This window comes from Halomonas sp. LES1, assembly GCF_031846005.1.
GTDB lineage: Bacteria > Pseudomonadota > Gammaproteobacteria > Pseudomonadales > Halomonadaceae > Halomonas.
Genome location: NZ_JAVRGC010000003.1, coordinates 386,747 through 412,686, shown reverse-complemented (window position 1 = coordinate 412,686; position 25,940 = coordinate 386,747). Strand labels below are relative to the sequence as shown.

The window sequence follows — 25,940 nt, the reverse complement described above, 5'->3', positions numbered from 1 at the left end:
GGGCGGGGCGGCGGTGGCAGCGAAGCGCGATTATCGCCTAGAAGCGGTAGCCGATGCTGGCGGAGATCAGATCGATCTCGAAGTCCTCGCCATCTTCGCTGATATCGTAGCGTTCGAACTCGGCGCGCATCAGGATGCGCTCAACTTCATACTCGGCGCCGATGCCAAAGAGAGGGTCGGAGCCGTCTCGGCCGTAGCTGGACGATCCAGTATTATCACTTTCATTGAGGTCAGCGTCCCAGGCAATCATGCCCAACTTGCCAAAGATGCTAAAACCATTCTGGATCGGAAGTTTACCGACGAGTGCGGCGCTGAAACCATCCACGCTAAGCTTGGCCTTGGCGCTACCACCATTTTCATTGGCAGTGAACTCACCAAAATCTACGTAGCCCGCTTCAATAGCGAAGTTGGGGTTGAACTGGTAACCCACAAACAGTTTATAGCCGGTATCGCTGTCATCGGTGTTGGTGTTTGGGTAACCACGGTCCCGGTAATAGCCGCTAATATCAAAGTCGGTCTCTGAATGCCCCAGTCCAGCACCGATATAAGGCCCCTCATTAGAGTCATACTGATAGCTCTGGGCGAAGGCGGGGCTGGCGACCAGGGTGGCCAGGGCAGCGGTGGCGATAAGACGCTTCATCATGCTCTCCTTTGCATGGTGAGGGAGCAGGCGGGGCCTGTCCTGGGGCGGGCAAGCGGTAAAAGCCGCCTACCCTGATGTAAGATCCCGTGAGAGGATGTAACCTTAGCGATTCTAAGACCTCATGATGACTAACACCATACTCGATTCGCCACAGGCGAGCGTCGGGTGGTGACGACGCAGCATAGATGGCAGGGAGCACGGGGAGTGCAAGCGATGAGCAAGCGGATCATGACCTTCTTTACACTGGCGCTGGTGGCGCTGATGGCAACCTCTCCGGCGATCGCTCAGGAGCAGCGCGTGGGGGTTCAGCCGAGTGGCGGGGCGATGATTGCCGATGCGGTAATCGCGCGACCGCTGCTGGCGGCGGCCACGGTGGGCGGTACTGCCGTGTTTCTGGTGACACTGCCCTTTACCGCCCTGGGCGGCGGGGTGGATACCGCGGCCGAGACGCTGATCAAGACCCCGGCCAAAGCGGCCTTTCGCCGTTGCCTCGGGTGCACGGTCAGCAAGCGGGCCGACGAGCTATAGCCAAAGGTGACGGTGCCACACAACGCGAAACGCCCCGCACTTGGCGGGGCGTTTCGAGATGGGGTGACGTACCTGCCAGCCATCAGGCCGCGGTGATGCGCTCGTACTTGGACATCAACTCCTCGCGGCTCTCCTCGCGCTCCGGGTCCAGCGGGATACAGTCCACCGGACACACCTGCTGGCACTGGGGCTCGTCATAGTGACCGACACACTCGGTGCACAGCGCCGGGTCGATGATATAGATCTCTTCGCCTGGCGAGATGGCCCCGTTGGGGCATTCCGGCTCGCAGACGTCGCAGTTGATGCACTCGTCGGTGATCATCAGGGCCATGGGGTACCTCACGGAAGTCGCTGGCCGCGGTCATCGGGATCTGCTCGGCACAATCCCGAGCCTTGTGGTCAGGTATTGTAATGGCTCTTCAGCGTCGCGGCGACCCCGGGATGCACATGCTGCGAGACATCGCCGCCCAGCTTGGCAATTTCGCGCACCAGGGTGGAGGAGATATAGGAGTTCTCCACCGCCGGGGTCAGGAAGACGGTCTCCAGCTCCGGCATCTGGGCGCGATTCATGTTGGCCAGTTGCAGCTCGTACTCGAAATCCGAGACCGCGCGAAGCCCTCGCAGCAGCACGCGTGCCTGCTGCTGTTTCATGAATTCGGTCATCAGGCCCGAGAAGCCGGTCACCTCGACGTTGTCCAGCGCCGAGACCACCTCCCGGGCCAGGGCGATTCGAGTGTCGAGATCCAGCGCCGGGCCCTTGCCGGGACTGGTGGCGATGGCCAACACCACCTTGTCGAACAGCCGGGAGGCACGTTCGATCAGGTCGAAGTGGCCGTTGGTGATGGGGTCGAAGGTGCCGGGGTAGACCGCGATATTCATTGCCGTCACTCCTCGAGTTTGCCGAAGGGGTTGTGGACCGCCAGGGAGACCGGGCGGGCGTAGCCGGGGATATGGATCTCGGCGTCGCTGATCGAGAGCTCGGGGCCCTCCAGCACACCCTCACCGAAGCGGTAGCGGGGGGAGAAGCGTCCCCGGTCAGCCTGTTGGCGGTAAGCGGCGGCGGCCTCGCGAGTCGCCTCGCGGCGCACCTGCCAGGCGGCCACGGCGGCCTCACCGTGACGCTGCACCAGCAGGCGTTCGGTGACGTCCGGAGAGAGCAGCACCCCGGTGGCGTTGTTGCCCCCGAATCCCTTGGCGTTGAGCAGTGCGGCGTCGGCCTCGAATGGCCGCGTCTCCCGGGAGAGCCCCAGGCGCCCGGCATAAACGTCATCGGCCACGGCGTCGAGGTTGGCGATACCCGGCAGCAGACCGTGGGCGAAGCTGCCCAGGGCACTGGTCAGCTGGTCACCGGCGGCGCTGCCCTGGGAGTGGCCCACATAGGACTTCACCGCCACCACGGGCCAGGCCTCGATACCGTAGGCCTCGGCCACCCGGTCGAGGACGTGGGACTCGGTGACGCGGTTCTTGGGCGTGCTGGTGGCATGGGCGTGGACGAACGAGCGCTGGCGCAGGGCCTGCTCGCCGAGCATCTCGCGCACCAGGGAGGCGGCCTTGCCCAGGGTGATGTAGTTGCCGATGCCGGGGGCGGAGATGGAGCGCTTCCAGCCGTCGGCATTGACGAAGACCTCCGGCACGCTGCCGAGAAGCTCGGCGCCTACCTCCATGGCCAGGGCGTCATCCATCAGCATCACGAACTGGCTGGATTCGGCGATGGTGAAGCCACAGTTGCGGGCGAAGGGGCGACAGGTCTTCTGGTAGTCGGCGTCGGTCAGCAGCTCCAGGGCGTCCAGGGCACGCAGGCTGTCGTCGTCGGCCAGGGCACCCATGGCACGGAAGCCTTCGATGATCTCGGGGGTGACCGGCGCATCGGCGGTGCCGACCATCACCACTCGGCAACGGCCGGCACGGATATCCTCCACGCCCAGGCGCAGGTTGTAGAGAAAGCTGGCACAGGCCCCCATGGCCGCGCCGGTGCTGCCTACGCTGCCCAGCACATAGGCATTCAGGAAGTCGGCCGGCATCTGCCCGTAGCCCAGCGGCATCTGCTTGGAGGTGGCACGCTTGCCGGAGACGAAACTCTTGAGCAGACCGCCCCAGCCCTCCTCGTCGAGCTGGCCGATGGAGTTGCCGGCGTAGACGGCGATCTCGTCGGGATCGAGGCGATCACGCAGGGTATCCCAGTCGAGTCCGCTGTCTCCCAGGCAGTCGCTGGCGGCGAAGATCGCCATCGAGAGTCCGCGGGGGTGGTGCACGCTGCGGTAGAGCTGGCTGGGTTCGAAGCCGCTGGGCAGCTGGCCGGCAGCGCGCACCTGGGCGGGGCGGTGCTCGGGCAGCATGACGTCCATTTCGCCGGCGGGTACCGTCACCTCGATCAGCTTGCGATCGAGTTCGCGCACCTGCCAGGTGTCCGGCAGATCCTGAGGCAGCTGACGGCGACGGACGCGGAAGGTGAGCGGTGCCTCCAGCGCCAGGCTGGCCCGACGGTTGGCGGGCAGGCCCGGATCATTGAAGTGCGGGTCCTCGATGCGGCGAATCAGGGTATGGTCGAGGACCTGCTGGCGGGTTTGCTCGACAAGGGCGGCGGGTTCCAGGGGGCGCCCATCCGCATCCTGCCAGGTGCCGTCCTCCTGGCCGCTGGCCAGACGCATCATGGCGGCCAGACCCAGCAGGGTACGGGTCTGCTCCTCCACGGGCAGGGTGTCGAGCACGGTACGGCGAAACGCCTGGTGGCCCGAGGTTCTGCCGGCAGGGTTCACGCCGCCCATGCCGACGATCACCGGTAAGTGTGACAAGCCGGATTCCTCGTTGTGCTGTTGGTGTCTACGCGTATGTATGATGATGGATCATAGCACCCGGCCAGCCGCGGCGTCATGCGGTGGCAGAGGGTGTGACAGGAGCCGGTTGCCGGGAGCGGCTCTGCGCAGGGTGTCGATAAAACGTATGTTTGAAGTTGCTGCATGGCTCGGCTAGCATGTCCCTGCTGTTTGAGTCATACGAGTGCTTATATGGGCGCCCCTCTTCGGAGGGCGCCTTTTTTCGATTTATACGGCAGCGGGACGCGCCGCCGGCCAACTCTTGCTCAAGCATGATCCGGAGTGACACCCTGGGTGGAAACAGGCCGGCATGAGCGCTAGCTTGTTCTTGGTAGATACGGCTGTTTGTCACTTTTTTGTGTTTCACAGGAGGGAAGCATCATGCAGCGCACCATGACACGGAAGCTTTTTTTTGCCCTGCTGGCCGGCCTGCTGGCACTAGGACTGGCCGGTTGCGAGGACGACCAGGGGCCCGCCGAGGAGGCCGGTCAGGAGATGGATCAGGCAGTTGAAGAGGCGGGTGAGGGTGTCGAGGAGATGGGTGACACCATCGAGGATGCCAGCGAGGGTAATTGACGCCGTCAGCAGCCAGGTTTAACAACTGCGCTCAACCACACTGCTCAACAACCACGCTTAACACCCATGCGTAACGCAACAGGCCGGGCTGCTGTCAGCCCGGCCTGTTGCGTTTCAGGGGCGGAGGGGAGCGTTAACCGTTCTGCTCGATGCCCTGCACATACCAGGGGGCGCCGTCGCGCAGCTCCCGCACCAGGTGCCAGGTCTCGTTGAACTCGTTGTGCTCGCCATTCTCGTCGAGGATGCCGTGGAAGATCACGCTGGCCTCGGCCTGCTGGCCCACTTCCTGAACCATGCCCAGCTCGGCGAACAGGCGAACGACCTCGGTGCGGTTATTGGCCGGATGCTGCTTGCGCTCCTCGCGCAGCAGGTTGTAGAGCTCCGGGGTGACGTACTCCTGAATGCCGCTGAGGTCGTTGTTGTCCCAGGCACGCTGCAGGGTCATAAAGTGCTCCTTGGCACCGCCGAGGAAGCGCTCGCGGTCGAACCATTCGGGCTCGCTGGCGAAGGCGCCACCGGCCGGAGCGGCGCTGGCCTGGAAGGACTGGGCGGCGGTTTCACGGGGCTCCTGCGCGGCTGGCGAGGGGCCACCTGCCACGGCCGGCCGGCGGCGTGCCAGCAGCCGGAAGAGCAGGAAGGCGATGCCGGCCACCAGCAGGATGTCCATCAGCCGCAGCTCATCGAAGGCGCCGCCGAAGAACAGCGCGGCGAGCAGCCCACCGGCGAGCAGGCCGCCCAGCATGCCGGGCATTTTCGACCCGGCTCGCCCCTGGGTGGCGCGGGTGCCGGAGGCCTGGTTCTGGGTGGCAGAAGGTTGCTGCTGCACGCTGCGTGATTGAGAGCCGAAGCTCTTGCCGCCGCCGAGGCGGCGGGCTTCGGCGTCTTGCATGGCCGGGCCCAGGGTCAGCAGTCCCGCCACCAGCATGATCAGCAGGTGGCGTATCAGGGAGGTCTCGCGGTGTGTCGAAGTCATGGCGGTATCGTCGTCAGTGGGGGTTAATGGGTGGTGAGTCGTGAACGGTGAGGGGTAAGTCGAGTTGGTTGATTCTACCGGCTATGCTGGTGGGCTCCACTACCATTCCACAATGCCGGGGAGTTGAACACCATGCGCCTGAAACGAGAAGAGAGCCTGTTGCTGGTTGTCGATCTGCAGGCGGGACTGTTGCCGGTGATCGAACATGCCGACCAGGCGGTGAACGAGGCGGCCTGGCTGGGCGGCCTGGCCGCCTCCCTGGAGGTGCCGGTATGGGTCACCGAGCAGTATCCCGAGGGGCTGGGTGGCAGCGAGCCGCGCCTGCTGGAGGCGCTCCCGGGACATCGGCTATGGCAGAAGCTGACCTTCGATGCCTGTGCGAACCCCGAGTTCATCGCGGCACTCGAGCAGAGCGGCAGGCGTCAGGTGGTGCTGTGCGGCAGCGAGGCGCATATCTGTGTCATGCAGACCGGCCTGGGGCTGCTGGCGGCGGGATACGAGGTCTACTGGCTCAGCGAGGCCTGCGTCAGTCGGCGCGCCGCGGAGGCACGCCTGGCCCGGGAGCGGCTGGTGCAGGCCGGGGCGGTGGCGGTAAGCGCGGACATGGTGGCCTACGAATGGCTGCAGCGTTGCGACGACGAACGCTTCAAGCAGGCCCACCGCCGCTTCCTCAAGGGCCGCTCCGCGCGCCCGCTGGTATTTGACTAGACCCCAAGCCATCTAATTTCGTAGGAGCGCGATTTATCGCGCGATGAGGCGCGCTGGCGATACAGCCATCGCCGGATAAATCCGGCTCCTACGATTCTGTGCCATGGTGATGGGGGGCAGGAGCAGCCCCGCTCGGGATCAGGCGCCTTCGGGGCGGGTAAAGACCAGGGTGTCACCCTCGCTCATGGCGGCGTTGAAGCGGTAGCCGGCCACGTCGAACTCCTTCAGGCCCTCCGGGTCGTCGAGGCGTTCGCGGATCATCCAGGCCGTCATCAGGCCACGGGCCTTCTTGGCGTAGAAGCTGATGATCTTGAGCTTGCCATTCTTCTCGTCCTTGAACACCGGGGTGATCACCCGGGCCTCGAGCCGCCTGGTATCGATGGCCTTGAAGTACTCGTTGGAGGCGAGGTTGATCAGTACCGGGCTGCCGCTGGCCGCCACGGCACGGTCGAGCTCGGCGGTGAGGGTCTCCTTCCAGAAGGCATAGAGGTCCTTGCCCGCAGGGTTCTCGAGCCGCGTCCCCATCTCCAGGCGGTAGGGCTGGATCAGGTCCAGCGGGCGCAGAAGCCCGTAGAGCCCCGAGAGAATGCGCAGATGCCGCTGGGCGAAGGCGTTCTCGTCATCCGTGAAGGTGTCGGCCTCGAGCCCCACGTAGACGTCGCCCTGGAAGGCCTGGACTGCTGGCTTGGCGTTCTGCGCAGTAAAGGGTGTGTGCCATTCGGCGTAGCGGGCGGCATTGAGGGCGGCCAGCTTGTCGCTGATGCCCATCAGCTCGGAGAGCCGTTGTGGCGAGTAGTCGCGCAGGATCTCGATCAACTCCTGGCTCTGTTCCAGGAATTGCGGCTGGGTATGGCGGGCCGTGGTGGCCGGGGTCTCGAAATCCAGCTTCTTGGCGGGCGAGATCACGCTCAGCATGGGGCGCTCCAGATCCGATGAAGTGAGCATGGAGTATACCAAGCACGCCCAGGCTCAGGGGCTATCGGGTCGATAGCCCCGGGGGCGGTGGGCCTCGGCCTCGCTGTTCTGTTCACCGAAGGTCATGGTGCCAGGACAGAGGCGGCTGACCTCGATGCCGGTATCGCCCAGCGGTCGCGTCTGCACCCTGACGCCCTCGTCGATCGGGAAATGGAACCGGCATGGTAGCCAGGCCCTGCCAGGGCGGCAAATGACCAGGGTTGAGTCGGCGCAAAGGCGGGCGTATGCTGGCCGCCCGTTGCGCCCCGTGGACCGGGGCTGGGCAGACTTCAGACGCCGCGCACAGGGTGGTGCGGAGTGTCTTTTTCTTGTGATACAGGATCCGGTAGAAGGCCATGACGCAGGCATCATCACTGTTCACCCGGCTCGAGTACCGCCTTGCGGAGCAGCTCTTCCATACCCGCTGGCTGCCTCGTTCGCCGCGCACCCAGCGCCTGACCATGCACCTCTTCCAGCGCTGTGCCGATGCCGGCCATCCGGCGGCGCTCTCCCTTTATGGTCATATGCTGTTTCACCGCGGCATGTCGCCCCAGGACAAGGCGCGCGGTGCGCGCTACGTGCTGGAAGCGGCCAATGCCGGCGACTCCCGTGCCCAGTATCAGGCGGGACAAATCTACGAGCATGGCTGTGCGCTCTATCCACGCCGCGACGACCATGCCGTGACCTGGTTTGCCCGTGCCGGCGAGGCGGGGCATCCACTGGCCGCCGAACGTCTGGCGCGCGCCTATCGCGAGGGGCAGCTGGGGCTGGCGGTGGATGCCGAGCGTGCCGCCCACTGGCAGAGGCTGGCCGACCACGCCGCCGGTTTCGGTGAGGGGCTGGACAGCGCGGAAACCGAAACGCGACACTAGCGAGGAGGCGCCAGCGAGATGGCGCCCCTTCCTGTTTTCCGCCGCAAGGACTCCTGCCCACCGTGACGCTACCGACCCTGCTCGATATCGAGGCGTCTGGATTCGGACGCGGCAGCTACCCCATCGAGGTGGGGTTGGCCCGACCGGATGGCAGCAGCTGCGCCTTCCTGATTCAGCCCCTTGCCGAATGGACCCACTGGGACCCCAAGGCCGAGCTGCTCCACGGCATCAGCCGTGCCCGGCTGCAGCGCGAGGGGTACCCCCTGCGTCAGGTCGCGCAGTGGCTCAATGACGAGCTCGGTGAGCTCAAGATCTGCTACAGCGACAGCTGGGGTTACGACAACACCTGGCTATCGCTGCTCTTCCACCATGCCGGCATGTTGCCGGCCTTCCGCCTGGAGGCGCTGCGCAAGCTGCTCAGCGAGGAGCAGCTTGTGCTGTGGAAGCCCACCAAGGAGGCGTTGATCGAGGAGCTGGGCATCCTGCGACATCGGGCCGGTGAGGATGCCCGGCTGCTGCAGCTCACCTATCAGCGTACACGTGAACTGGCTGGCGAGGCCTGACTCAGCGCGGGCGAGCCAGCTGTGCCTCCAGGATATCCAGCAGTTCGAGAGGGTCGGTCGCGTCGAGCACCTCGGCCCGGGTACGGGCATTGAGGAAGCCCTGTTCCACGGTATTGTCGAGGAAGCTCAACAAGGGGGCGTAGAAGCCTTCGCTGTCGAGGACGCCGATGGGCTTGTCGTGAAGCCCCAGGTAGTGCCAGGTCCAGGCCTCGAAGAACTCCTCCAGGGTGCCGATACCCCCGGGCAGCATGATAAAGGCATCGGCATGGGCCGCCATGCTGGCCTTGCGCTCGTGCATGTTGCGCACGCGAATCAGCTCGGTCAGCCCGAGGTGAGCCTGCTCGCGATCCACCAGATGGTCCGGCATGACACCGATGACCTCGCCGCCGGCCGCCAGGGTCGAGTCGGCCAGGGCCCCCATCATGCCGATGCGAGCCCCGCCATAGACCAGGTTGTGGCCACGCCTGGCCAGTGCCTCGCCCAGCCGCCGCGCATCGGCCAGGTACTGCGGGTCTCGGCCTTCCCGTGAACCCAGAAAAACGCAGAATCTCGCCATGCTCTTCTCCTCGATGATAATGCCCATACTGGCGGGCTCGGACTTGCCCTGCAATATCTTGACGTCTAACGAAAAAGGGCGCCGTCAGGCGCCCTTGTCATTCGCAGAGGTCTCGCTTAGCGGGCGGCGTCGGCGTCACGCTTAATGGCATCGCGCAGCAGCTTGACGCCGGCAACGGAGATGCCGACCAGGCTGGCGACCAGGGCGAGGCTTGCTACGACATGAATATCGAAATACATCATGGGCTCCTTTGTTGAGCGGTCTAGGGTCAGGGGGCTCAGGGCAGGCAGTCGACAACGCCGTACTCGGTATCCATCCAGCGGCCGATGACGTTGTCACCGCACAGATGGTGGGCGTACTGGGTGTGCAGGCAGCGCACCTGGTCCCAGTTGGCGATACCGCCGATGCCTCGCTCCGTCAGCACGCCATCATAGCCCAGTTGCATTACCTCTGCCTTTTGTGGCGCGCTCATGTGGCGCCAGCGGGCGGCGACATAGTCGCGATGGCTGGTGTGGTAGGCGGCGAGCAGCTCGGGCTCTGCCTGCAGGCGTGCCTCGAGACGCTTGATGGCGCCATCCGCCTCGATACGCGAGATGACCACCTTGAGACGCTCGCAGCTCAGCCAGTAGAGGGTCGGAAAGGGTTTGCCATCGACGATCGGTGCCATGCGCAGCACCAGTGGGGTGCCTTCGCCATCGACGGCTGCCACGGCCTCGATGCCGCGAGGGGCGCGGCCTAGCTGCTCGCCGATGATCGCCAGCTGGCGAGGGTCTGGCGGGTTATCGGTGCGTATCACCATCGTCGGGCTCTCGTAGAAACTTGTTGGACTCGCCAACGGCCAGGAAGAAGGCCCGATTGAGCTGCTCTGGGGTGGGCACGTAACGCCACTCCCGCTCGCAGTACTCCGCGGCCCGCGCCATCAGAACATCATGGAGTCGATTGAACGGCGCATCATAATCGTAGGGGTCGGCACCGAACAAGCGGATATGGGGGTAGTCGGCGAAGCGCTCGAGAAAGTAGTGCCGCAGCTGCGCCTCCATGGCGCGGTGGCGCTCGGTGTCCTCCGGGTCCAGCCAGAGGGTGTAGCGGATGGCCATGGCGGGCTCCTGTGAGTGCATGGCCCGGGCTTGCCCGGACATGGTGGGGCGGCCAGATGGTGTCCTAGCCGCGGGCGAGCGCTGCCAGGCGTCCGCCGGTCAGCCTGAGTAGATCGGCAGGTGCCAGGCAGATCTCCAGGCCACGGCGACCACCGCTGACATGCATCGATGCCAGGGCCTCGGCACTGGCGTCGAGGAAGGTCGGCAGGCGCCGCTTCTGGCCCAGGGGGCTGATGCCGCCCAGCACGTAACCGGTGGCCCTCTGGGCCTCCTCGCCCTCGGCCATCTGCGCCTTGCGGGCGCCGGCGGCGCGGGCCAGCGCCTTGAGGTCGAGCTGGCTCGAGACCGGCACGATGGCTACCGCCAGGCGGCCATCATCGAGCCTGGCCAGCAGCGTCTTGAAGACCTCATCGACCGAGAGCCCCAGCGCCCGGGCGGCCTCCTCGCCATAGGCGGGGCTGCGTGGGTCATGGGGATACTCGGCCAGCGTGAAGGCGATGCCGGCCTTCTCCAGCTGCTTGACGGCGGGGGTCATGCCTCGGCGGGCTCCTCGTGTAGATGCGCCTCCAGGGACTCGCGTAGCGCGCCCTCGATGGGAATGGATTTCTTGGTGGTGTGGTCGAAATGCACCATCACGGTATGGCCCAGGTTGGTGAGCTGACCCTCCTGCCGCGCTTCCTGGCTGACGGTAAAGGAGCTGTTGCCGAGCCGTGAGATATAGGTGCGAATCTCGATCTCCTGGCCATACTGTAGCTCGGCGCGATAGTCGACCTCTATGCGGGCCATGATCAGTCGCCACTTGCGCGGGTCCAGGTCCGGGGTGAACAGGCGGAAGAGGTCGTTGCGCGCCAGCTCGAACCAGGCCGGCAGTCGCGTGTTGTTGATGTGGCCCAGGGCGTCGGTGTCGTAGAAGGCGGGCTCGATCTTGCGGATAAACATCTGGCGTTTCCTTGTGGTTATCGCTCCAAGTCGAATAGCGTTGCGCCTGGCTGGCGCCTGGTCAAGTCCTCGCGACTCGTCGCGCTCCCAGCCACCCCTGGAAGCGGGTCCAGGCGATCAGCCAGAGGGTGGCCACGGCGAAGCCGGCCAGGGTGCCCAGCGTCAGGCCCAGGGTGGGGTAGGTGAAGGAGACGCACAGTGCATAGCTGAGCAGTGAGCCGAGTCCCATCGGGTAGTGCTTGATCACCGTGGCCACCGGGCCGGGACCATGGGTCAGATGCAGGATCACCAGGAAGGGGTACATGGTGACCGGAAAGGCAGCCATCACGCCGGCCCAGGCCGCCGGCAGCACATGGGCCATGCCGGTGATGACGAAGATGATCACGGCGGCGAGCAGGGCGCGCACCATCAGGGCGCTCCAGGAGAAGCGCCCGGCGGGTCGCGCCACGCTCTCGGGCACATGGCGATAGAGCCAGGTAAACAGTGCAATGGCGGCCAGGGTGATCAGGGTGCCGGTGACGCGGTCGAACTCCACACGAGTGAGCACCAGGCTTACCACCAGGAAGGCGGCCAGCCCCGCGGCGGTGCCCGCCAGCACGCCGGGAAGCCCGGGGCGGCGACCGGCCAGCAGGTAGCCGCCGCCCAGCGCCAGCGTCGCCGTGAAACCGGCGAGGGTGTGCACGGCACTCTCGGCGGCGAAGCCCGGGGAGAGCTCGAGGCCGATGAAGAACAGCGCGATGGCGGTGCCCAACGGGTAGCCCGCCAGCAGGCCGGCAACGCGCGGGCTGACGCGCACGGCGATGGCGCCGAGCCCCAGCACCATGCCGATCGAGACCACCAGCTTGGCCAGCTGCCAGCTCAGGGGAACGTCCATATCGCTTTCCTTATCCGTGTGAAAGGGTCGTTGCCATTAATGTGTTGCTCAGGCCCGGGATGCGTGCCGTGCGGCGCTAGGCTGTGGCTGAAAAGTCGGCGAGCGAAGGTTAGACAAGGCAAAAATCGGCGAAAAGACGGACCGGGCTCGCGCACGAGTTTACGGAGTGTAAATGAGTACTTTGAGCCGTTTTTTAACGCCGTATAGCCGAGCGTAGCCAGTTTTCGGACAGAGCCTAGACGAGGCGCAGACCGCAGCGGTCCTGCCAGGCGGCGGGCAGGGCGTCTGCCAGCGGGTCATGCAGGTGCATCGGGAGTGCCGACTCGGCCGCCTCCAACGAGGCGAAGTCATGATTGCGCAGCCAGCAGTAGGCCCAGGCACAGGCCTCGTCGGTGTCATGGGGAAGTGGTCGAGCTGGCATCTGCGCCAGCAGGAAGGTAGCAGTTCGTGCCGCCCACAGCGGGACCTCCTCGCCATTTGCGGCCTCGCTCCAGGCCCTCAGGGTGGTGGCATCGGGCGTGGTTTCCGGCAGGCCGATGCGCGTCACTCGGGCGGTCTCGGCGAGCAGCAGGGCCAGCCGCTCCGGAGTGTCCTGCCCCAGCTCGAGCCACTGGGCGATCAGCTGCGGCATGCCGCGGCGCATCTTGGCATAGAAGTCATCCTGGGGCATGGTCGTGTGCATGAGGTCATCCTGGTCTTCGAGTCAGAGGAGTGAGTGTGCATGGGGTTCGATTTTGCCACGCCGGTTGAGCGTCGGCATCCGTCCGGCAACTGGCCGTCACAGAAATGGCATCGCCATGGCGAGCAGGTGCTGCCCCTGTGGGTGGCCGACATGGACTTTGTCTCGCCCCCGGCGGTCATCGAGGCACTGCGTGCGCGGGTCGATCACGGTGTCTATGGCTATGGTCTGGTGCCGGACTCGCTGCGTGAGACGCTGTGCGCCTGGAGCTCGGCGCACTATGGCTGGACCATCGCGCCGGAGTGGCAGCACTGGCTGCCCGGGGTGGTGCCGGCGCTGCATCTTGCCAGCCTGGCACTGACCGAACCGGGCGACGGGGTGCTGACGGTCACACCGATCTATCCGCCCTTCCTCAAGGTGGCGGAGCATACCGGGCGTCTGCCTCAGCAGGCCACCATGCGCGAGCCGTCCTCTCCGGGTGAGTCCTGGCGCCTCGATCTCGAGGCGCTGGAGGCGGCGATTACCCCTCGCACTCGCTTGCTGTTGTGGTGTCATCCCCATAACCCGACCGGGCGGGTGTGGCGCCATGAAGAGTTGGCCGGCCTGGCCGAGCTGGTGGAGCGCCATGACCTCCATGTGGTCTCCGACGAGCTGCACTGTGACCTGCTGCTGGAGGCCGGCGCCTGCCATCAGCCGCTGGCGGCGGCCTTTCCGGCACTGGCGGCCCGCACCATCACGCTCTGGGCGCCCTCCAAGACCTTCAATCTGGCCGGACTGACAGCCGCCTGCGCGGTGATTCCCGACTCGCGGCTGCGCCAGCGCTTCGCCGCGGCGGCGAGGGGGATGATGCCGGATGGCAATGTGCTGGGGCTGGTGGCCGCCGAGGCCGCCTATGCTCGGGGGGAGCCCTGGCGACAGGCGTTGCTCGAGGTGCTGCGTGGTCACCGACAGATGCTGACGGAGAGGGTGGCACACTGGCCCGGGGTCGGCATGGCGCCGCCGCAGTCTACCTATCTGGCCTGGCTCGATCTGCGTCAGGCGGGGCTGGGTGAGTCACCCCAGCGAGCCTTGCTGGAGCGCGCCGGGGTGGCGCTCTCCGATGGTGCCGACTTCGGCTGGCCTGGCTTTGTTCGGCTCAACTTCGGTACCACCGCCACACAGCTGGAAGCGGCGCTCTCCCGGCTCGACCGTGTTCTCAAGGGCTGAGGCCAACCCATCAATAAACGCGGCCGCGGTATCGAATCGTAGGGGCGGATTTATCGACATATAAGCGATGGCGGCGCCGGTGTGTAACCGGCGCCGCCTGGGTCAATGACTCATCAATCGCGCGACCAATCGCGCTCCTACGGGTTGGCCGCGGCGAACCGGAGCCGTGGGATCAGTAAAGCATCGTGAACAGCTTGCGGCGGTAGCTGACCGTCAGCGGGTGGTCGGCGCCCAGGGCATCGAAGACCCGCAGCAGGGTCTTGCGTGCGGCATCGTCGCCATAGCTGCGGTCGGCCTTCATCAAGGCCAGTAGTCCCTCGAGGCCCGTCTCGTAGTCGCCGTCGGCGACTCGGCGCAGGGCGCGCAGATACTGGGCTTCGCTGTCATCGCGCTCACCGAGGGCGGCAAACTCTTCGGCGGAGGGGGCCTCCTCGCCGAACTCGATGCTGGCCCGCACGCCTCGGGCCGGGGCGGCATCGCGCTCTTCCGGCGGCAGATTGTCGAGCACGCTGCGGGCCTCATCGGCGCGCCCCTCGGCCACCAGGGTTCGCGCCAGCTCGATCTGATAGGGGATATGCTCAGGATACTGCTGGACCAGCTCCTGGTAAATGGCGCGGGCACCGGCGGCATCACCGGCGGCCAGTGCCTCGGCGGCCAGGTCTTCGGGGCTCGCCGGGACATTTTCCGGCGCCGGGAAGTAACGCCCCAGCCACTCGCGGATCTCCTTCTCGGGCAGTGCGCCCTGGAAGTGATCGACCAGGCCTCCCTGGCTGACGAGCTTGACGTCGGGCACCGAGCGCACCCCCAGCTGGGCGGCGATCTCCTGATTCTCGTCGATATTGAGCTTGGCCAGGAGGAAGGCGCCCTGGTATTCGTGGGCCAGCTTCTCCAGCACCGGCATCAGGTTCTTGCAGGGGCCACACCAAGGTGCCCAGCAATCGAGCAGTACCGGCACCTGCATGGAAAGCTCCAGCACCTGCTGAATATTGCTGGCATCGACGTCGATGATGACCTCGGGCGCCTCGCCCGCCTCCGGCTGGGAGGGCTGTGGCTGGGCTTCCTGCGGGGCACTGGTATCGGCGGTGAGCGGCTCACCGGTACGCGGATCGACGATGGACATGGTTGGATTCCCGGAAACGAGTGTGTTTGCTCAGGATATGCGGGTGAGGACGGCTGGATTCAAGGGGAAGGGAGAGAGGGAGCCGATGACCTTGGGCCGTGGGCACGAAAAAATCCGACTCGCAGTGGAATCGGCTTTCTCGATACTTGGTAGCGGGGACCGCTGACGCTGAAACGAGAGGGAATCGATGACCTTGGGTCATGGGCACAAAAAAGCCGACCCCCAATGGAATCGGCTTATTCGGTATTTGGTAGCGGGGACCGGATTTGAACCGATGACCTTCGGGTTATGAGCCCGACGAGCTACCAAACTGCTCCACCCCGCATCAACGTGAGGCGTATTCTACACGGGATTCACCTTTAGTCAAGCACTGTCCTCAAACGCTCGTCCCTCTCGCCTTCCTTGGGCCATACTGTCCTCGGCTTGTCATCAAGATGACAGCTTGACCAAGAACAATGTGCAGTCCGGCCGGGGTGGCCGGTGTACAGTGTCATTATCATCAGGGAGATATATATGGCCAATTCATCACGCGTCGCTTGGGTTACCGGTGGTACCGGCGGCATCGGCAGTGCAATTTGCCGCTCACTGGCCGCCGAGGGCTACAAGGTAGTGGCCGGTTACCATAACCCGGAGAAGGCCAAGGCCTGGCTCGAGGAGCAGAAGGCCGCCGGCTTCGACAACATCGACATCGCCGGAATCGACCTGGTCGACTACGATGCTTGCGTGAAGGGTGTCAAGGAGATCGAGGAGAAGCACGGTCCCGTTGACGTGCTGGTCAACTGTGCCGGCATCACCCGCGATGGCACCATGAAGAAGATGAGCCCCGCGCAGTGGCACGAGGTCATCGATACCAACCTGAACAGTGTCTTCAATACCTGCCGCAGCGTGGTCGAGAGCATGCTCGAGCGGCAGTATGGCCGAATCATCAACATCTCCTCGATCAATGGCCGCAAGGGGCAGTTCGGCCAGGTCAACTACGCCGCCGCCAAGGCGGGGATGCATGGCCTGACCATGTCTCTGGCCCAGGAGACCGCTACCAAGGGCATCACCGTCAACACCGTGTCTCCGGGCTATATCGCGACCGACATGATCATGAATATCCCCGAAAAGGTGCGCGAATCGATCCGTGAGACGATCCCGGTGAAGCGCTATGGCAAGCCCGAGGAGATCGGTCGCCTGGTGGCCTACCTGGCCGATGAGGAGTCCGGCTTTATCACCGGCGCCAATATCGATATCAACGGCGGCCAGTTCATGGGCTGATGCCGGCTTCCTCCCGTCTCGTTACGGGCAGGATCACACAGGAGCGCGGGGGAAGCCTCGCGCTCCTGTATCGTTCAGGGGGCGGGAAAAGTGCTCAGGGAGGGGGCAGGCTCGACAGTCGCTCCAGCATATGGTCCAGCTCGCCGACGTTATGCTCCCAGAGTGCAGGGGGAACCGGCCCGATGGCGAGCAGCTCGACCAGTACGCTGCGTACCTCTTCGGCTCGGGAGGGTTCGCGGTCCAGGTTGTCATTGAGGCGCTCGACCTGAATCGCCAGGCGCAGTGGCTCATCACGCTGGCTGACGCTGCCCTCGGCCAGCAGTGCAAGGTGCACCCTGGTGCGTGCAAGGCGCTCCTCGACCGTATCGGTGGCGGTGCCCTCACGGCGCGCGGCGTTGCGGCGGAAGTGGGCGTTGCGCAGGTCCTCGGCAAGTATCTGGCCCTCCGGCAGGGGGACATCGCCGGGGTCGTTGCCCGCCAGGTCCTCGGCATCTGCCTGCAAATGGGCATCGAGCAGCGGGCGTACCTCCCGCCAGCCGGTTACCTGCTCGCTCACCGCCAGCCTCTCCAGCCGCTGGCGCCGTGCCCGAACGATGCCCGACCAGCGTCGGCGCATCCCCTCGCTGCGTCGACCGCCGGGAAGGGGCTCCAGTGCGGCAGCCTCGGCGATGGCCTGGGTCAATACCGCCTCGTCGGTCGATCGGGCGGGCTGCCAGCCGTGCAGGCGGTTGATCAGCGCCTGCATGGCATCCAGTCGCTCTTCGGCGCGGCGGAGCCGGTCGTCCCGGGCCGCCTCACGGCTGGCGAAAATGGTATCGCACAGGCTACGGAATTCACGCCACAGGGCCTGCTCTTCGCCCTTGGGGGCTCGGCCCAGCGCTCGCCAGCGGCGCTGCAGCTCCTTGGCCCGCTCGGCCCGCCTGGCCGCCGGCATCTGCTCCTCCTCCGATAGCTGCCGGGCCTCATCGACAAGCTCGCGCTTGGCCTCGGCGATCTCCCGGGCGCGCTGGTCGATCAGCGCCTGAAGCCGGTGGCGAATGGCACCGAAGCGCCGACCGATGGCCTCCGCCTTCTCGCGTGGGACCGGTGAGGCTCGACGCCACTGGTCTCGAGCGCGGTCGCGTATCTCACGCAGGGCATCTGGGTCGGCCTCATGGGCGGGGTGGTCCAGAAGTGTCTCGAGCTGTTCGCAGAGCGTGATACGTGTCGCCAGGTTGTTGTCTCGCTCGGACTCCAGGCGTGCCCGCCATGGCGCTAGGCGCTGATGAATGCGGTCCGAAGCGGTGCGGAAGCGTGTCGACTGCTCACGATTGGCAGCGGCGTCGCCCAGCGATTTCCACTCTCTCACCAGCTGACGGTGGCGCCGGTCCAGGGCGGTCTCCACGCTGGCCTCGTCATCGGCCAGTGCCTCGATGCTGGCAACCAGTTGCTCGCGCTTGGGGCCGGCCACGAACCCGCGCCAGTCGCGCAGTTCGGCCAGCCTCGCGCCGAGGCGCCTGGCGCGCGCCTCCAGAGGGCGGAGGGTGGCGGGGTCGGCGCTCTCGGTGAGCTGGCGCAGTTGCTGATGCAAGCGGCTGGCAGGCTTGAAGGCGCCGCGTTCCAGCAGGCGCTCGAGCTCATCGAGCTGGGTCTCGATGTGCTCAGCCGATACGCCGGCAGGCGTGGCATGCTGCTCGAGGCGTTGGCGGCAGGTGTGGAGCAGTGAGGTGGGGGGCAGGCTGTCGGGCCAGTCGATGGCCGTGAGCAGCGTCTTCAAACGCTCCCTGTCATCCTCTTCGAGGGCCCGCTCCAGATCGCCGGCCCGCTGGTCGAGGCGAGCCCAGGCGCTGCCGATCTTCTCGATCCGTCCCAGGGCGGTGTCGTAACGCCGGCGCAGCGCTTCATCGGTGACATGCTGGTCGGCCAGCTCCTGCCAGCGATGGGCCAGCAGACGCTTCTGGGAGCGCAGGCTGGCGATATCCTGAGCGCCCAGTGTTTCACTGCGCTCGAGTGCCTCGAGACTCTCCTCCAGCGCTTCCACCAGGCTTGCGCTGGCCTGCTGGACATCTTCGCGATGTCGATGGACCGCGGCGTTGGCACGCTGCTGGGCTTCATGATCCTCGATCACCTTGCGACAGCGCAGGCAGGCATCGTGATAGCGTCGCTCAAGGCTTGGGTCGGGTGTGTCCTCGAGCTGCTGCCACTCGCGCATCAGGTGGCGCATGCGGCCGGCGTAGAGTGGCTCCCAGGGGGCGCTCGCATGGCGCTCCAGTGCGCTGACCAGTGCCTCGCGGTGCTCCCTGGCGGCGGCCAGCTGAGCGGCATCGGCACGCCGCCGGTTGAGCCGCTCGCGAGCCTGACGCATCACCTGGCGGTCGCGCCTTGCCTCACGCACCAGGCGTGACAGGCCGGCGTCGCTGTCGACCCTTGCCGCTGCCGCATGGCGCACGGCGGCAATGCCGTTGTCGCAGGCCTGGCGTACCAGGGCGCCCTCGTCATGGATACGCTCGATCGCTGCCAGGCGCAGCTGCTGGTTGTCACCCTCCAGGGCGACGGTTTCGAGCAGCTCGGTTTCACTCAGGCGGGCCACCATGACGACTCGTGTGGAGAGTTCGAGTCGTCCCTCCTTGCCGCAGATCAACCGCGTCAGGCGCCGCGTGAGCTCCGGCGAGCGTGTTGTCTCGTCGAGCAGGGCGATCAGGGCCTCGGGGTCCTCGAGCCGGGCCAGTGCCGCGGTACGCACGCCCGGGTCGGCGTCCACTGCCAGTCGCTCCAGGGCATGGCGCTGGTCGTGGCGGTTGGGGTCGAGGCGCTCGATGGCCTGGCGGCGCACGCCGGGATCGGGGTGCTGCCAGCGGGGAGCAAAGAGGCGGCGAAGGAGTCCGGACATTGGCTATCCTGGCGAGAGGGGTGGCGTGCCGAGGCACATCCGCTCATATCATTGTTGATCGGTTGGGCAAGGGCTATCTAAGCATGCGGCGCGTCTGGGGAAAAGTCCGTGCCCCGGGCGTCTGTGGCCATATCGCGACACTGACAGCCAGGGGGTGTCGGGCGTATGATGAGAGTTGCAGGGGAGATAGGAGTCGCTTAGCTTTGACTCTACTCCCATCACAGCGACCTGGAGTTCGGCAATGAGCCTCAAACTGGACAGGGAAAGCACGGCCTTCACCTTCAAGGGAGGCATGCTGCCGATGACGGTCATGGAGCTGGCCAGTGCGGACCCCGAGCTGATCCGCGATCAGCTCGCCGGCAAGCTCAGCCAGTCGCCGGCCTTCTTTCAGCATACGCCGGTGGTGCTCAGTGTCGAGAAGCTCGACGAGCCTCATCTCGCCCTGGAGCGCATCTGCGCCGTCTGCCGGGCTCACAAGCTGCTTCCCGTGGCGGTGCGCGGGGGAGCCGATCCGATCAAGCAGTCGGCCTGGGCCCTGGGGCTGGGCTGGTTTCCGCCCCAGGAGGTTGGCAGGGCTCGCCCTCTGGAGAGCGTTGCCGCCGACGAAGAGGCGCCGGCCGAGCTGGCGGTGCCACCGGATAACATCGGTGGCGGACGCATCTTTCGTGGCACGGTGCGCTCCGGGCAGCAGGTCACCTCCCCTAGCGGTGATCTGGTGGTGATCGGTGCGGTCAATGCCGGCGCCGAGGTGCTCGCTGCGGGCAGCGTGCACGTTTACGGCGCACTGCGTGGTCGTGCCCTGGCCGGCATCCATGGTGATGCCCTGGCCGGCATCTTCTGCCGAGAGCTCCACGCCGAGCTGCTCTCGGTGGCCGGGAACTACAAGCGCCTCGAGGACATCGACCGGCGGCTGCTGGGCACCCCGGTACAGGTTCGCCTCGACGGAGATCAGCTGGGCATCACCTCGCTCACCTGAGCGGTCTCTCCGTCGGTGGCCCGCTCCATTTCAACAACACGACAGGAAGTGACTCTTGGCCAAGATCATCGTTGTGACCTCCGGCAAGGGAGGCGTCGGCAAGACAACCAGCGCGGCAGCCATTGCCACTGGCCTGGCACTGCGCGGTAACAAGACCGTGGTCATCGACTTCGATGTCGGGCTGCGCAACCTGGACCTGATCATGGGCTGCGAGCGGCGTGTGGTCTACGACCTGGTCAATGTCATTCAGGGGGAGGCGGGGCTGAGCCAGGCCCTGATCCGCGACAAGCGTGTGGAAAACCTACACATCCTTCCCGCCTCCCAGACGCGTGACAAGGAGGCCTTGACGCGGGAAGGGGTCGAGAAGGTACTCGAGACCCTGAGCAAGGACTTCGACTACATTCTCTGCGACTCGCCCGCCGGCATCGAAGGGGGAGCCCAGCTGGCCATGTACTTCGCCGATGAGGCGATCGTGGTCACCAACCCCGAGATCTCCTCGGTGCGCGACTCCGACCGTATTCTCGGTCTGCTGGCCTCCAAGACACGACGTGCAGAGCGTGGCGAGGACGCCATCAAGGAACACCTGCTGATCACTCGCTACAACCCGCTGCGGGTCGATACCGGCGACATGCTCAACCTCGAGGATATCCGCGAGATCCTGGCGATCGACCTGATCGGCCTGATTCCGGAGTCGGAGGCGGTGCTGCGCGCCTCCAACCAGGGGGTGCCGGTAACCCACGACGCTTCCAGCGATGCCGGCCAGGCCTATACCGATACCGTGTCGCGGCTGATCGGCGAGGACGTGCCGCTGCGTTTCCACGAGTATCAGAAGAAGAGTCTGCTCAGTCGCATGTTTGGAGGAGGTCGTCGGTGAAGCTGCTTGAATTCCTGAAACGGGAGCGCAAGAAGTCCGCGCCAGTCGCCAAGGAGCGGCTACAGATCATCGTCGCTCACCAGCGCAGCCAGCGCGGCCAGCCGGACTACATGCCGATGCTGGAGCGGGAGCTGCTGGAGGTGATTCGCCGCTATGTGCAGGTGGATGATGACGCCATCAACATCAGCCTCGACAGTGAGGACAACTGTTCGGTACTCGAGCTCAATGTGACCCTGCCCAAGGGGGCGCCGGGCTGAGTCTGTCTGGCTGAACCTGTCTGGCTGAGTGAGTCGTTGGGCTGTGCTAGGCTGTTGCCTCCATGCTGAATCGCCGGAGAGACCTTGATGGCGCCGCCTGACGCCCCGCAGACCTTCCTGTGGCACGACTACGAGACCTTCGGTGCCGATCCGCGTCGCGACCGCCCGTCTCAGTTCGCCGCGATCCGTACCGATGCCGAATTCAACGAGATTGGTGAGCCGGTCACCTGGTACTGCCGGCCGGCAGATGACTTCCTGCCGCACCCCCAGGCCTGTCTGGTCACCGGTATCACGCCCCAGCAGGCGCGTCGCCGCGGGCTGTCCGAGGCGCAGTTTGCCGGGCAGATCGAGGCGCTGATGAGCGTCCCGGGCACCTGCTCGGTGGGTTACAACAGCGTGCGTTTCGACGACGAGGTCAGTCGTCACCTCTTCTATCGCAATCTGCTCGACCCCTATGCTCGAGAATGGCAGAACGGCAACTCGCGCTGGGACCTGATCGATGTGGTGCGGGCCTATCACGCCCTGCGCCCCGAGGGGCTTGAGTGGCCGCGTCGCGAGGACGGGGCGCCCAGCTTCCGGCTCGAGGATCTCACCGCCGCCAATGGCATCGAGCATGCCGGGGCCCACGATGCCCTGGCCGACGTGCGGGCGACCATCGCCCTGGCCAGGCGCCTGCGTGAGGCCAATGCCAATCTCTTCGACTTTCTGCTCAAGCTGCGCGGCAAGCGCGCCGTGGGCAAGCTGCTCGATGTGCCTGGACGCAAGCCACTGCTGCATATCTCGCGGCGTTACCCGGCCAGTCGCGGCTGTGCCGCCCTGGTGGTGCCCCTCGCGGAGCATCCCAGCAACCCCAACGGGGTCGTCGTCTATGATCTGTCGGTGGACCCCACGCCACTCTTCGAGCTCTCTGCCGAACAGATACGCCAGCGGGTCTTCGTCAGCAACGACGACCTTGCCGAGGGTGCCGAGCGCATCCCGCTCAAGGTGATCCATATCAACAAGTGCCCGGTGCTGTTCCCCGCCAGCGCCCTCAAGGACGTGGCGGGTCCGCGGCGCGGGGAGCATGGCGATATCGTCGAGCGCCTGGGGCTGGATATGGCGACCTGTCGCGAGCACTGGAAGCGTCTGGCTGGGCATCCGGAGGTGGCCGCCCGTGCCGCCGAGATGTTCGCCGAGCCACCCCCGGCGGGGTCGGGTGATCCCGACCTGATGCTCTACTCGGGAGGATTCTTCTCGCCGGCGGATCGCCGTCAGATGCAGCAGGTGCGCGAAATGGCGCCCTGGGACCTGGTGGGGGCCAGCTTCGCCTTCCAGGACCCGCGCCTGGAGGAGATGCTGTTTCGCTATCGCGCGCGCAGCTTCCCCGAGACGCTTGAAGGCGATGAACTGGCCCAGTGGGAGGCCTATCGCTGGGCACGCATGAATGACGCCGAGGTGGCCAGCCTGACCCTCAAGGGCTTCGCCCGGGAGATCGAACGGCTAAACCAGGTTGAGCTGACAGACCGCGATCGCCAGGTCCTCGAGGAGTTGGTGATGCATGTCGAGGCCATCCTGCCTCCCCAGGCATTCGACGCGGACTGACGCACTGCCTTCCCGTTCGCAGCAGCTTCTGCCTGGCCTGCCATCGTCAGGGCCACATCACTCTTGATGTGGCCCTCTTCAGGCTTATAGCTTACGGCTTATCGTTCCGGCGCAGCCGGGGTTCACTCCTCGCCCCTCACTCTTTACCTTCGGGCAATGGCTCGAGGTCAGCCGTGAATGCCAGCACGTCGGTGGGCGCATCGCCCGGGTCATGGGCGACTCGCACCTCGGGGCTGGCAAGCAGGGCCGTCCAGGCCGCGCGCAGCTCGTCGGCGGTAACCGCCAGGACCCGCTCGGCGAGCTTTTCGCGTCGCTCGAACTCGGTATCGCCGTAGGCCAGGGCGCGCCACAGGCGATTGGTCCGGCCGGAAAGGCTGGTATCGCGCCGGGTCAGTTCGGCATGCACCGCCTGGCGGTAAGGGGCGAGTGCTTCCTCGTCCAGCGTTTCCAGGGTGGCGTCGAAACTCTCCAGAAAACGATCCATATGGTCGGCGATCGACTCGCTATCGGTCTCCGGTGACTGCACCAGCAGGGCGAGACCCGGGGCATCCAGCATCGGCGAGTAGCCGGCGTGAACCACATAGCCGAGCTGCTGTTCGGTGCGCAGACGCTGGTAGAAGGGAGTGTCGATCAGCTGGCCGAGCAGTGCCAGGCGTGCCTGGCTCTCCAGAGAGCGGTCCGGGCCCTGGAGATAGCGCAGCAGGATCGACTCCTCGCGACCTGTCTGCGGGGTCAGGGCGGGAAGATCCGCGGAGGCAGCCAGCGGGACCAGGTCGGGAATCGCTGCCGCCGTCAGGCTCGGCGCCAGGGTGTCGGCCATCTGCCGTGCAATCCCGTCGGCTTGCTCGGCGTCGATATTGCCCACCGCCATGGCCTCCAGGTGCAGCTCGTCGAGGAAGGCCTCGCGGAATTCGCTCAGGCCCCCCGGCGTCATGCCTTCGCTGGCCTCAAGCAGTGCGCTGGTGGGCCACTGGGGGCGCACCAGGGCCTCGGCCAGGGTGCGATTGGCCTGTCGATGGAGCGGGTCCTGGGGCGCATTGCGCCACTCCCGCTGCAGGCGGTGGCGTACCCGTTCGAAGGCGTCGGATTCGATGGCCCCCTGCTGAAGCTGCTCGACCACACGCTCCATCACCACCGTCTGACGATCGCGCCAGCCCGAGAAGGCCAGGGTAATGCCCCGGGCGTGGGCGTAGGCCTCGACTCCCTGGCCGGCCAGCCGCGCGGGATAGAGCACTTCGTTGAGGCTGTCCTCCAGCCAGCCGGCGAGCAGCCGGGCCAGTGCCGCTTCGCGGGGCGCCTCGGCGGCACGTGGGTGTTGCAGGCTGAAGCGCCACTCCACCTTGGGCGTGTCGAAGCTGGCGTCGGCCATGTGCCAGAAGGTGAAGGTGGGTTCATCGATACGCTGCCGAGGGCGCTCGTCCTGGGCGTCCAGCAGCGCGAGATCCTCGGCGATATAGGGGTTGGGGGCGGGTAGCTTCAGCCCGTCGCGAGGCGTGCCATCGGTGGTATAGGCGTCGTCACCCCAGGGGGCGTTGAACCAGGGCGAGGTCCGCTCGCCCTCGACGTCCGGGGCGCTATAGAGCCGAATCAGGTTGTCGGGCGTCAGTGCGGCCAGGTAGTCGCGGGTACGCTCACGGTCGAAGCCATCCATGCGATAGTCGGCATATTGCACATCCTCCACCGGGTAGCGTGCCAGGTTCATGGCCAGGCGCATGGCGTCCTGCTGGGCCGAGCCGTGCTGCTGAAACTGGAAGCTCTGTTCGGCCAGGCGCGCCTGCTCGGCATAGCGCCACGCCTCGGGGCCGGCCTCGCGAACCGTCTCGATGGCAGCGAACAGGCTGGCCTCGATGGCATCGCGATGCTCTGCCCCCTGGGGGGTCAGGCTGATGCCGATGGTGAACAGGGCGTGGTGGCCGTCTCCCCGCGAGATGCCGGCGGAGAGCCCGTCGGCCCAGCCCGCCTCGCGCAGGGTCGCAAGCAGGCTACCCTCGCCCTCATGCCCGAGCAGGTGGGCAATCAGGTCGGCAGGCTTGTGGCGGTACTCGGCGATGGGATCGTCCACCGGAAAGAGGAAGCGCAGCTGATGGCTGTCACGCAGGGACTTCACGGCGACTCGTCTGGGAAGTGTCTCCGGCAGGGCCAGCGGGTCGCTGATCTCCGGTCGCACCAGGCCTCGGTCGGGCACCGCGGCGAAGCGCTCGGCGACCAGCCGTTCCAGTTCGTCGAGGGGCTGAGGGGCGACGACCGCCAGGTGCATGACATTGGCACCGTAGTGCGATGCGTAGAAGTCGATGACCCGTTCGCGCAGACTCGGCTCGTCGCTTGGACGGTCGGCCAGGGTCGTGCGGCTGCCGACCGAAAAGCCGGTGAAGGGGTGCTCGGGGTTCAGCAGGCGGTCGAGCACGTCATTGATCCGCCGGCCCTCGTCACGGATGCGCGCCATATATTCGGAGTGCACCACGTTGCGCTCGCTCTCCAGGCGGTCGGCGTTGAACAGCGGCGCGATAAAGAACTGGCTGAAGCGATCCAGGGCGCCCTCGAGAGCGTCGGGCTCGATGGTGAAGAAGTAGTTGGTGTCCTGTGGCGCGGTAAAGGCGTTGTGGCTGCCGCCATGGCGGGTGAGATAGCCCTGATAGGCGTCCGCCTCGGGGTAGGGCTCGGTGCCCAGAAACAGCATGTGCTCGAGGAAGTGGGCGAGCCCCGACAGGTCTGCCGGATCCTGGGCACTGCCGACCGAGACATTGAGGGAGGCCGCGGCCTTGTCGGCATCGGGGTCGCTGACCAGCAGGGCGGTGAAGCCATTTTCCAGCTTCAGCACGCGATAGTCGCGCTCGTCGTGAGGGCTGACCCTGGGTGTGGTGCTTTCCTCGACGGCCGCGGTGGGGGTGGTTGCCGTCTGGGTGGCCAGGGCCTGGGAGGCGAGGCCCTGTGAGGCCAGGCCCAGCAGGACAAGCAGCGGTGGCAACAGTCGCCCGCAGCGGGCGACGGACAGGATAGGCAACATTCTCACTCCTTGTGCAGG

At 65.8% G+C, this 25,940-nt stretch carries 29 protein-coding genes and 1 tRNA gene; 11 read left to right on the top strand and 19 right to left on the bottom strand.

The features are described 5' to 3' along the window. Positions 1–37: 37 nt before the first annotated feature. Positions 38–640: an outer membrane beta-barrel protein gene (locus RM463_RS09245; RefSeq protein WP_195687327.1), complete on the bottom strand. Its 603-nt coding sequence runs from the start codon at positions 638–640 to the stop codon at positions 38–40. Positions 641–856: 216 nt separating this feature from the next. Between RM463_RS09245 and RM463_RS09240 the strand changes: the two genes are divergently transcribed. Next, positions 857–1,171, top strand: coding sequence for a hypothetical protein (locus tag RM463_RS09240; RefSeq protein WP_195687326.1), 315 nt, complete (start codon positions 857–859; stop codon positions 1,169–1,171). A gap of 82 nt (positions 1,172–1,253) precedes the next feature. Here the strand turns inward: RM463_RS09240 and RM463_RS09235 are convergent, their stop codons facing one another. The 3 genes from RM463_RS09235 to RM463_RS09225 form a co-directional block, all read right to left on the bottom strand. Next, on the bottom strand, positions 1,254–1,502 hold the full coding sequence (locus tag RM463_RS09235; protein WP_195687325.1) for a YfhL family 4Fe-4S dicluster ferredoxin: 249 nt from the start codon (positions 1,500–1,502) through the stop codon (positions 1,254–1,256). A gap of 68 nt (positions 1,503–1,570) precedes the next feature. Next, on the bottom strand, positions 1,571–2,050 hold the full coding sequence (gene coaD / locus RM463_RS09230; RefSeq protein WP_195687324.1) for a pantetheine-phosphate adenylyltransferase: 480 nt from the start codon (positions 2,048–2,050) through the stop codon (positions 1,571–1,573). Positions 2,051–2,055: 5 nt separating this feature from the next. Further along, positions 2,056–3,936 carry a beta-ketoacyl synthase gene (locus RM463_RS09225; protein ID WP_195687355.1) on the bottom strand — a complete coding sequence of 627 codons (1,881 nt, stop codon included), beginning with the start codon at positions 3,934–3,936 and terminating at the stop codon, positions 2,056–2,058. Between the two features lie 429 nt (positions 3,937–4,365). Between RM463_RS09225 and RM463_RS09220 the strand changes: the two genes are divergently transcribed. Then, positions 4,366–4,560, top strand: a complete 195-nt coding sequence (locus RM463_RS09220) for a hypothetical protein (RefSeq protein WP_195687323.1) — start codon at positions 4,366–4,368, stop codon at positions 4,558–4,560. 133 nt (positions 4,561–4,693) lie between these two features. Here RM463_RS09220 and RM463_RS09215 read toward each other — a convergent pair whose 3' ends face one another. Continuing rightward, positions 4,694–5,533, bottom strand: a complete 840-nt coding sequence (locus RM463_RS09215) for a Tim44 domain-containing protein (protein ID WP_229332878.1) — start codon at positions 5,531–5,533, stop codon at positions 4,694–4,696. 132 nt (positions 5,534–5,665) lie between these two features. On the opposite strand from RM463_RS09215, the gene RM463_RS09210 reads away from it, so the two are divergent. After that, on the top strand, positions 5,666–6,241 hold the full coding sequence (locus RM463_RS09210; protein WP_195687322.1) for an isochorismatase family protein: 576 nt from the start codon (positions 5,666–5,668) through the stop codon (positions 6,239–6,241). 138 nt (positions 6,242–6,379) lie between these two features. Here the strand turns inward: RM463_RS09210 and yaaA are convergent, their stop codons facing one another. Further along, a complete protein-coding gene (yaaA, locus tag RM463_RS09205; protein ID WP_195687353.1) occupies positions 6,380–7,156 on the bottom strand; it encodes a peroxide stress protein YaaA in 777 nt (258 codons plus the stop codon). 54 nt (positions 7,157–7,210) lie between these two features. Beyond that, on the bottom strand, positions 7,211–7,342 hold the full coding sequence (locus tag RM463_RS09200) for a hypothetical protein (protein ID WP_267491269.1): 132 nt from the start codon (positions 7,340–7,342) through the stop codon (positions 7,211–7,213). A gap of 209 nt (positions 7,343–7,551) precedes the next feature. On the opposite strand from RM463_RS09200, the gene RM463_RS09195 reads away from it, so the two are divergent. After that, a complete protein-coding gene (locus RM463_RS09195; RefSeq protein ID WP_195687321.1) occupies positions 7,552–8,067 on the top strand; it encodes a tetratricopeptide repeat protein in 516 nt (171 codons plus the stop codon). Positions 8,068–8,129: 62 nt separating this feature from the next. Then, the gene (locus tag RM463_RS09190) at positions 8,130–8,630 is read left to right on the top strand and encodes a hypothetical protein (protein WP_195687320.1); all 501 of its coding nucleotides are present in this window, start codon (positions 8,130–8,132) and stop codon (positions 8,628–8,630) included. A 1-nt stretch (position 8,631) separates the two neighbouring features. Here the strand turns inward: RM463_RS09190 and RM463_RS09185 are convergent, their stop codons facing one another. The 8 genes from RM463_RS09185 to RM463_RS09150 form a co-directional block, all read right to left on the bottom strand. Continuing rightward, a complete protein-coding gene (locus RM463_RS09185) occupies positions 8,632–9,186 on the bottom strand; it encodes a TIGR00730 family Rossman fold protein (RefSeq protein WP_195687319.1) in 555 nt (184 codons plus the stop codon). A 116-nt stretch (positions 9,187–9,302) separates the two neighbouring features. After that, positions 9,303–9,425, bottom strand: coding sequence for a hypothetical protein (locus tag RM463_RS09180; protein ID WP_267491268.1), 123 nt, complete (start codon positions 9,423–9,425; stop codon positions 9,303–9,305). A 38-nt stretch (positions 9,426–9,463) separates the two neighbouring features. Beyond that, positions 9,464–9,985: a DUF501 domain-containing protein gene (locus RM463_RS09175; protein WP_195687318.1), complete on the bottom strand. Its 522-nt coding sequence runs from the start codon at positions 9,983–9,985 to the stop codon at positions 9,464–9,466. Beyond that, entirely contained in the window at positions 9,966–10,283 is a 318-nt protein-coding gene (locus tag RM463_RS09170) for a hypothetical protein (RefSeq protein ID WP_161423950.1), read from the bottom strand. Before RM463_RS09170 ends, RM463_RS09175 begins: the two co-directional genes overlap by 20 nt. 64 nt (positions 10,284–10,347) lie before the next feature. After that, positions 10,348–10,818: a Cys-tRNA(Pro) deacylase gene (gene ybaK, locus RM463_RS09165; RefSeq protein ID WP_195687317.1), complete on the bottom strand. Its 471-nt coding sequence runs from the start codon at positions 10,816–10,818 to the stop codon at positions 10,348–10,350. After that, a complete protein-coding gene (locus RM463_RS09160; protein ID WP_195687316.1) occupies positions 10,815–11,222 on the bottom strand; it encodes a thioesterase family protein in 408 nt (135 codons plus the stop codon). The genes ybaK and RM463_RS09160 overlap by 4 nt, the downstream gene beginning before the upstream one ends. A gap of 61 nt (positions 11,223–11,283) precedes the next feature. Further along, positions 11,284–12,096 carry a hypothetical protein gene (locus tag RM463_RS09155; protein WP_195687315.1) on the bottom strand — a complete coding sequence of 271 codons (813 nt, stop codon included), beginning with the start codon at positions 12,094–12,096 and terminating at the stop codon, positions 11,284–11,286. A gap of 235 nt (positions 12,097–12,331) precedes the next feature. Continuing rightward, entirely contained in the window at positions 12,332–12,766 is a 435-nt protein-coding gene (locus RM463_RS09150; protein ID WP_132044623.1) for a hypothetical protein, read from the bottom strand. Between the two features lie 51 nt (positions 12,767–12,817). Between RM463_RS09150 and RM463_RS09145 the strand changes: the two genes are divergently transcribed. After that, positions 12,818–13,981, top strand: coding sequence for a MalY/PatB family protein (locus tag RM463_RS09145; RefSeq protein WP_195687314.1), 1,164 nt, complete (start codon positions 12,818–12,820; stop codon positions 13,979–13,981). Between the two features lie 172 nt (positions 13,982–14,153). Here the strand turns inward: RM463_RS09145 and RM463_RS09140 are convergent, their stop codons facing one another. Then, positions 14,154–15,101, bottom strand: a complete 948-nt coding sequence (locus RM463_RS09140; RefSeq protein ID WP_311429814.1) for a tetratricopeptide repeat protein — start codon at positions 15,099–15,101, stop codon at positions 14,154–14,156. Positions 15,102–15,349: 248 nt separating this feature from the next. After that, positions 15,350–15,426: transfer RNA gene (locus tag RM463_RS09135), tRNA-Met, on the bottom strand. A 188-nt stretch (positions 15,427–15,614) separates the two neighbouring features. Between RM463_RS09135 and phbB the strand changes: the two genes are divergently transcribed. Continuing rightward, positions 15,615–16,361, top strand: coding sequence for an acetoacetyl-CoA reductase (phbB, locus tag RM463_RS09130; RefSeq protein ID WP_195687889.1), 747 nt, complete (start codon positions 15,615–15,617; stop codon positions 16,359–16,361). Positions 16,362–16,455: 94 nt separating this feature from the next. On the opposite strand, the gene RM463_RS09125 is transcribed toward phbB, so the two are convergent. Beyond that, positions 16,456–19,230: a DUF349 domain-containing protein gene (locus RM463_RS09125; protein WP_195687888.1), complete on the bottom strand. Its 2,775-nt coding sequence runs from the start codon at positions 19,228–19,230 to the stop codon at positions 16,456–16,458. 241 nt (positions 19,231–19,471) lie between these two features. Here RM463_RS09125 and minC point away from each other — a divergent pair, with 241 nt between their 5' ends. From minC to sbcB, 4 genes are all read left to right on the top strand, one after another. Then, positions 19,472–20,206 (top strand): septum site-determining protein MinC, encoded by a 735-nt coding sequence (minC, locus tag RM463_RS09120; protein WP_195687887.1) that lies wholly within the window; start codon positions 19,472–19,474, stop codon positions 20,204–20,206. Positions 20,207–20,261: 55 nt separating this feature from the next. Further along, positions 20,262–21,080, top strand: a complete 819-nt coding sequence (gene minD, locus RM463_RS09115) for a septum site-determining protein MinD (RefSeq protein ID WP_195687886.1) — start codon at positions 20,262–20,264, stop codon at positions 21,078–21,080. Further along, positions 21,077–21,337: a cell division topological specificity factor MinE gene (minE, locus tag RM463_RS09110; RefSeq protein WP_132044546.1), complete on the top strand. Its 261-nt coding sequence runs from the start codon at positions 21,077–21,079 to the stop codon at positions 21,335–21,337. Before minD ends, minE begins: the two co-directional genes overlap by 4 nt. Positions 21,338–21,424: 87 nt before the next feature. Further along, positions 21,425–22,918 carry an exodeoxyribonuclease I gene (gene sbcB / locus RM463_RS09105; RefSeq protein ID WP_311429813.1) on the top strand — a complete coding sequence of 498 codons (1,494 nt, stop codon included), beginning with the start codon at positions 21,425–21,427 and terminating at the stop codon, positions 22,916–22,918. A gap of 136 nt (positions 22,919–23,054) precedes the next feature. Here sbcB and RM463_RS09100 read toward each other — a convergent pair whose 3' ends face one another. Then, on the bottom strand, positions 23,055–25,922 hold the full coding sequence (locus RM463_RS09100; RefSeq protein WP_195687883.1) for an insulinase family protein: 2,868 nt from the start codon (positions 25,920–25,922) through the stop codon (positions 23,055–23,057). Positions 25,923–25,940: the final 18 nt, after the last annotated feature.

Coding starts and splice junctions, on each gene's coding strand:
- RM463_RS09150 (WP_132044623.1), bottom strand. CDS start 12,766: ATGCCCCAGGATGACTTCTATGCCAAGATGCGCCGCGGCATGCCGCAG.
- RM463_RS09235 (WP_195687325.1), bottom strand. CDS start 1,502: ATGGCCCTGATGATCACCGACGAGTGCATCAACTGCGACGTCTGCGAG.
- RM463_RS09195 (WP_195687321.1), top strand. CDS start 7,552: ATGACGCAGGCATCATCACTGTTCACCCGGCTCGAGTACCGCCTTGCG.
- RM463_RS09210 (WP_195687322.1), top strand. CDS start 5,666: ATGCGCCTGAAACGAGAAGAGAGCCTGTTGCTGGTTGTCGATCTGCAG.
- yaaA (WP_195687353.1), bottom strand. CDS start 7,156: ATGCTGAGCGTGATCTCGCCCGCCAAGAAGCTGGATTTCGAGACCCCG.
- RM463_RS09240 (WP_195687326.1), top strand. CDS start 857: ATGAGCAAGCGGATCATGACCTTCTTTACACTGGCGCTGGTGGCGCTG.
- minC (WP_195687887.1), top strand. CDS start 19,472: ATGAGCCTCAAACTGGACAGGGAAAGCACGGCCTTCACCTTCAAGGGA.
- RM463_RS09215 (WP_229332878.1), bottom strand. CDS start 5,533: ATGACTTCGACACACCGCGAGACCTCCCTGATACGCCACCTGCTGATC.
- sbcB (WP_311429813.1), top strand. CDS start 21,425: ATGGCGCCGCCTGACGCCCCGCAGACCTTCCTGTGGCACGACTACGAG.
- phbB (WP_195687889.1), top strand. CDS start 15,615: ATGGCCAATTCATCACGCGTCGCTTGGGTTACCGGTGGTACCGGCGGC.
- RM463_RS09185 (WP_195687319.1), bottom strand. CDS start 9,186: ATGGCGAGATTCTGCGTTTTTCTGGGTTCACGGGAAGGCCGAGACCCG.
- RM463_RS09155 (WP_195687315.1), bottom strand. CDS start 12,096: ATGGACGTTCCCCTGAGCTGGCAGCTGGCCAAGCTGGTGGTCTCGATC.
- RM463_RS09175 (WP_195687318.1), bottom strand. CDS start 9,985: ATGGTGATACGCACCGATAACCCGCCAGACCCTCGCCAGCTGGCGATC.
- RM463_RS09100 (WP_195687883.1), bottom strand. CDS start 25,922: ATGTTGCCTATCCTGTCCGTCGCCCGCTGCGGGCGACTGTTGCCACCG.
- RM463_RS09220 (WP_195687323.1), top strand. CDS start 4,366: ATGCAGCGCACCATGACACGGAAGCTTTTTTTTGCCCTGCTGGCCGGC.
- RM463_RS09245 (WP_195687327.1), bottom strand. CDS start 640: ATGAAGCGTCTTATCGCCACCGCTGCCCTGGCCACCCTGGTCGCCAGC.
- RM463_RS09160 (WP_195687316.1), bottom strand. CDS start 11,222: ATGTTTATCCGCAAGATCGAGCCCGCCTTCTACGACACCGACGCCCTG.
- ybaK (WP_195687317.1), bottom strand. CDS start 10,818: ATGACCCCCGCCGTCAAGCAGCTGGAGAAGGCCGGCATCGCCTTCACG.
- RM463_RS09180 (WP_267491268.1), bottom strand. CDS start 9,425: ATGTATTTCGATATTCATGTCGTAGCAAGCCTCGCCCTGGTCGCCAGC.
- coaD (WP_195687324.1), bottom strand. CDS start 2,050: ATGAATATCGCGGTCTACCCCGGCACCTTCGACCCCATCACCAACGGC.
- RM463_RS09140 (WP_311429814.1), bottom strand. CDS start 15,101: ATGTCCATCGTCGATCCGCGTACCGGTGAGCCGCTCACCGCCGATACC.
- RM463_RS09170 (WP_161423950.1), bottom strand. CDS start 10,283: ATGGCCATCCGCTACACCCTCTGGCTGGACCCGGAGGACACCGAGCGC.
- RM463_RS09145 (WP_195687314.1), top strand. CDS start 12,818: ATGGGGTTCGATTTTGCCACGCCGGTTGAGCGTCGGCATCCGTCCGGC.
- RM463_RS09225 (WP_195687355.1), bottom strand. CDS start 3,936: ATGGGCGGCGTGAACCCTGCCGGCAGAACCTCGGGCCACCAGGCGTTT.
- RM463_RS09125 (WP_195687888.1), bottom strand. CDS start 19,230: ATGTCCGGACTCCTTCGCCGCCTCTTTGCTCCCCGCTGGCAGCACCCC.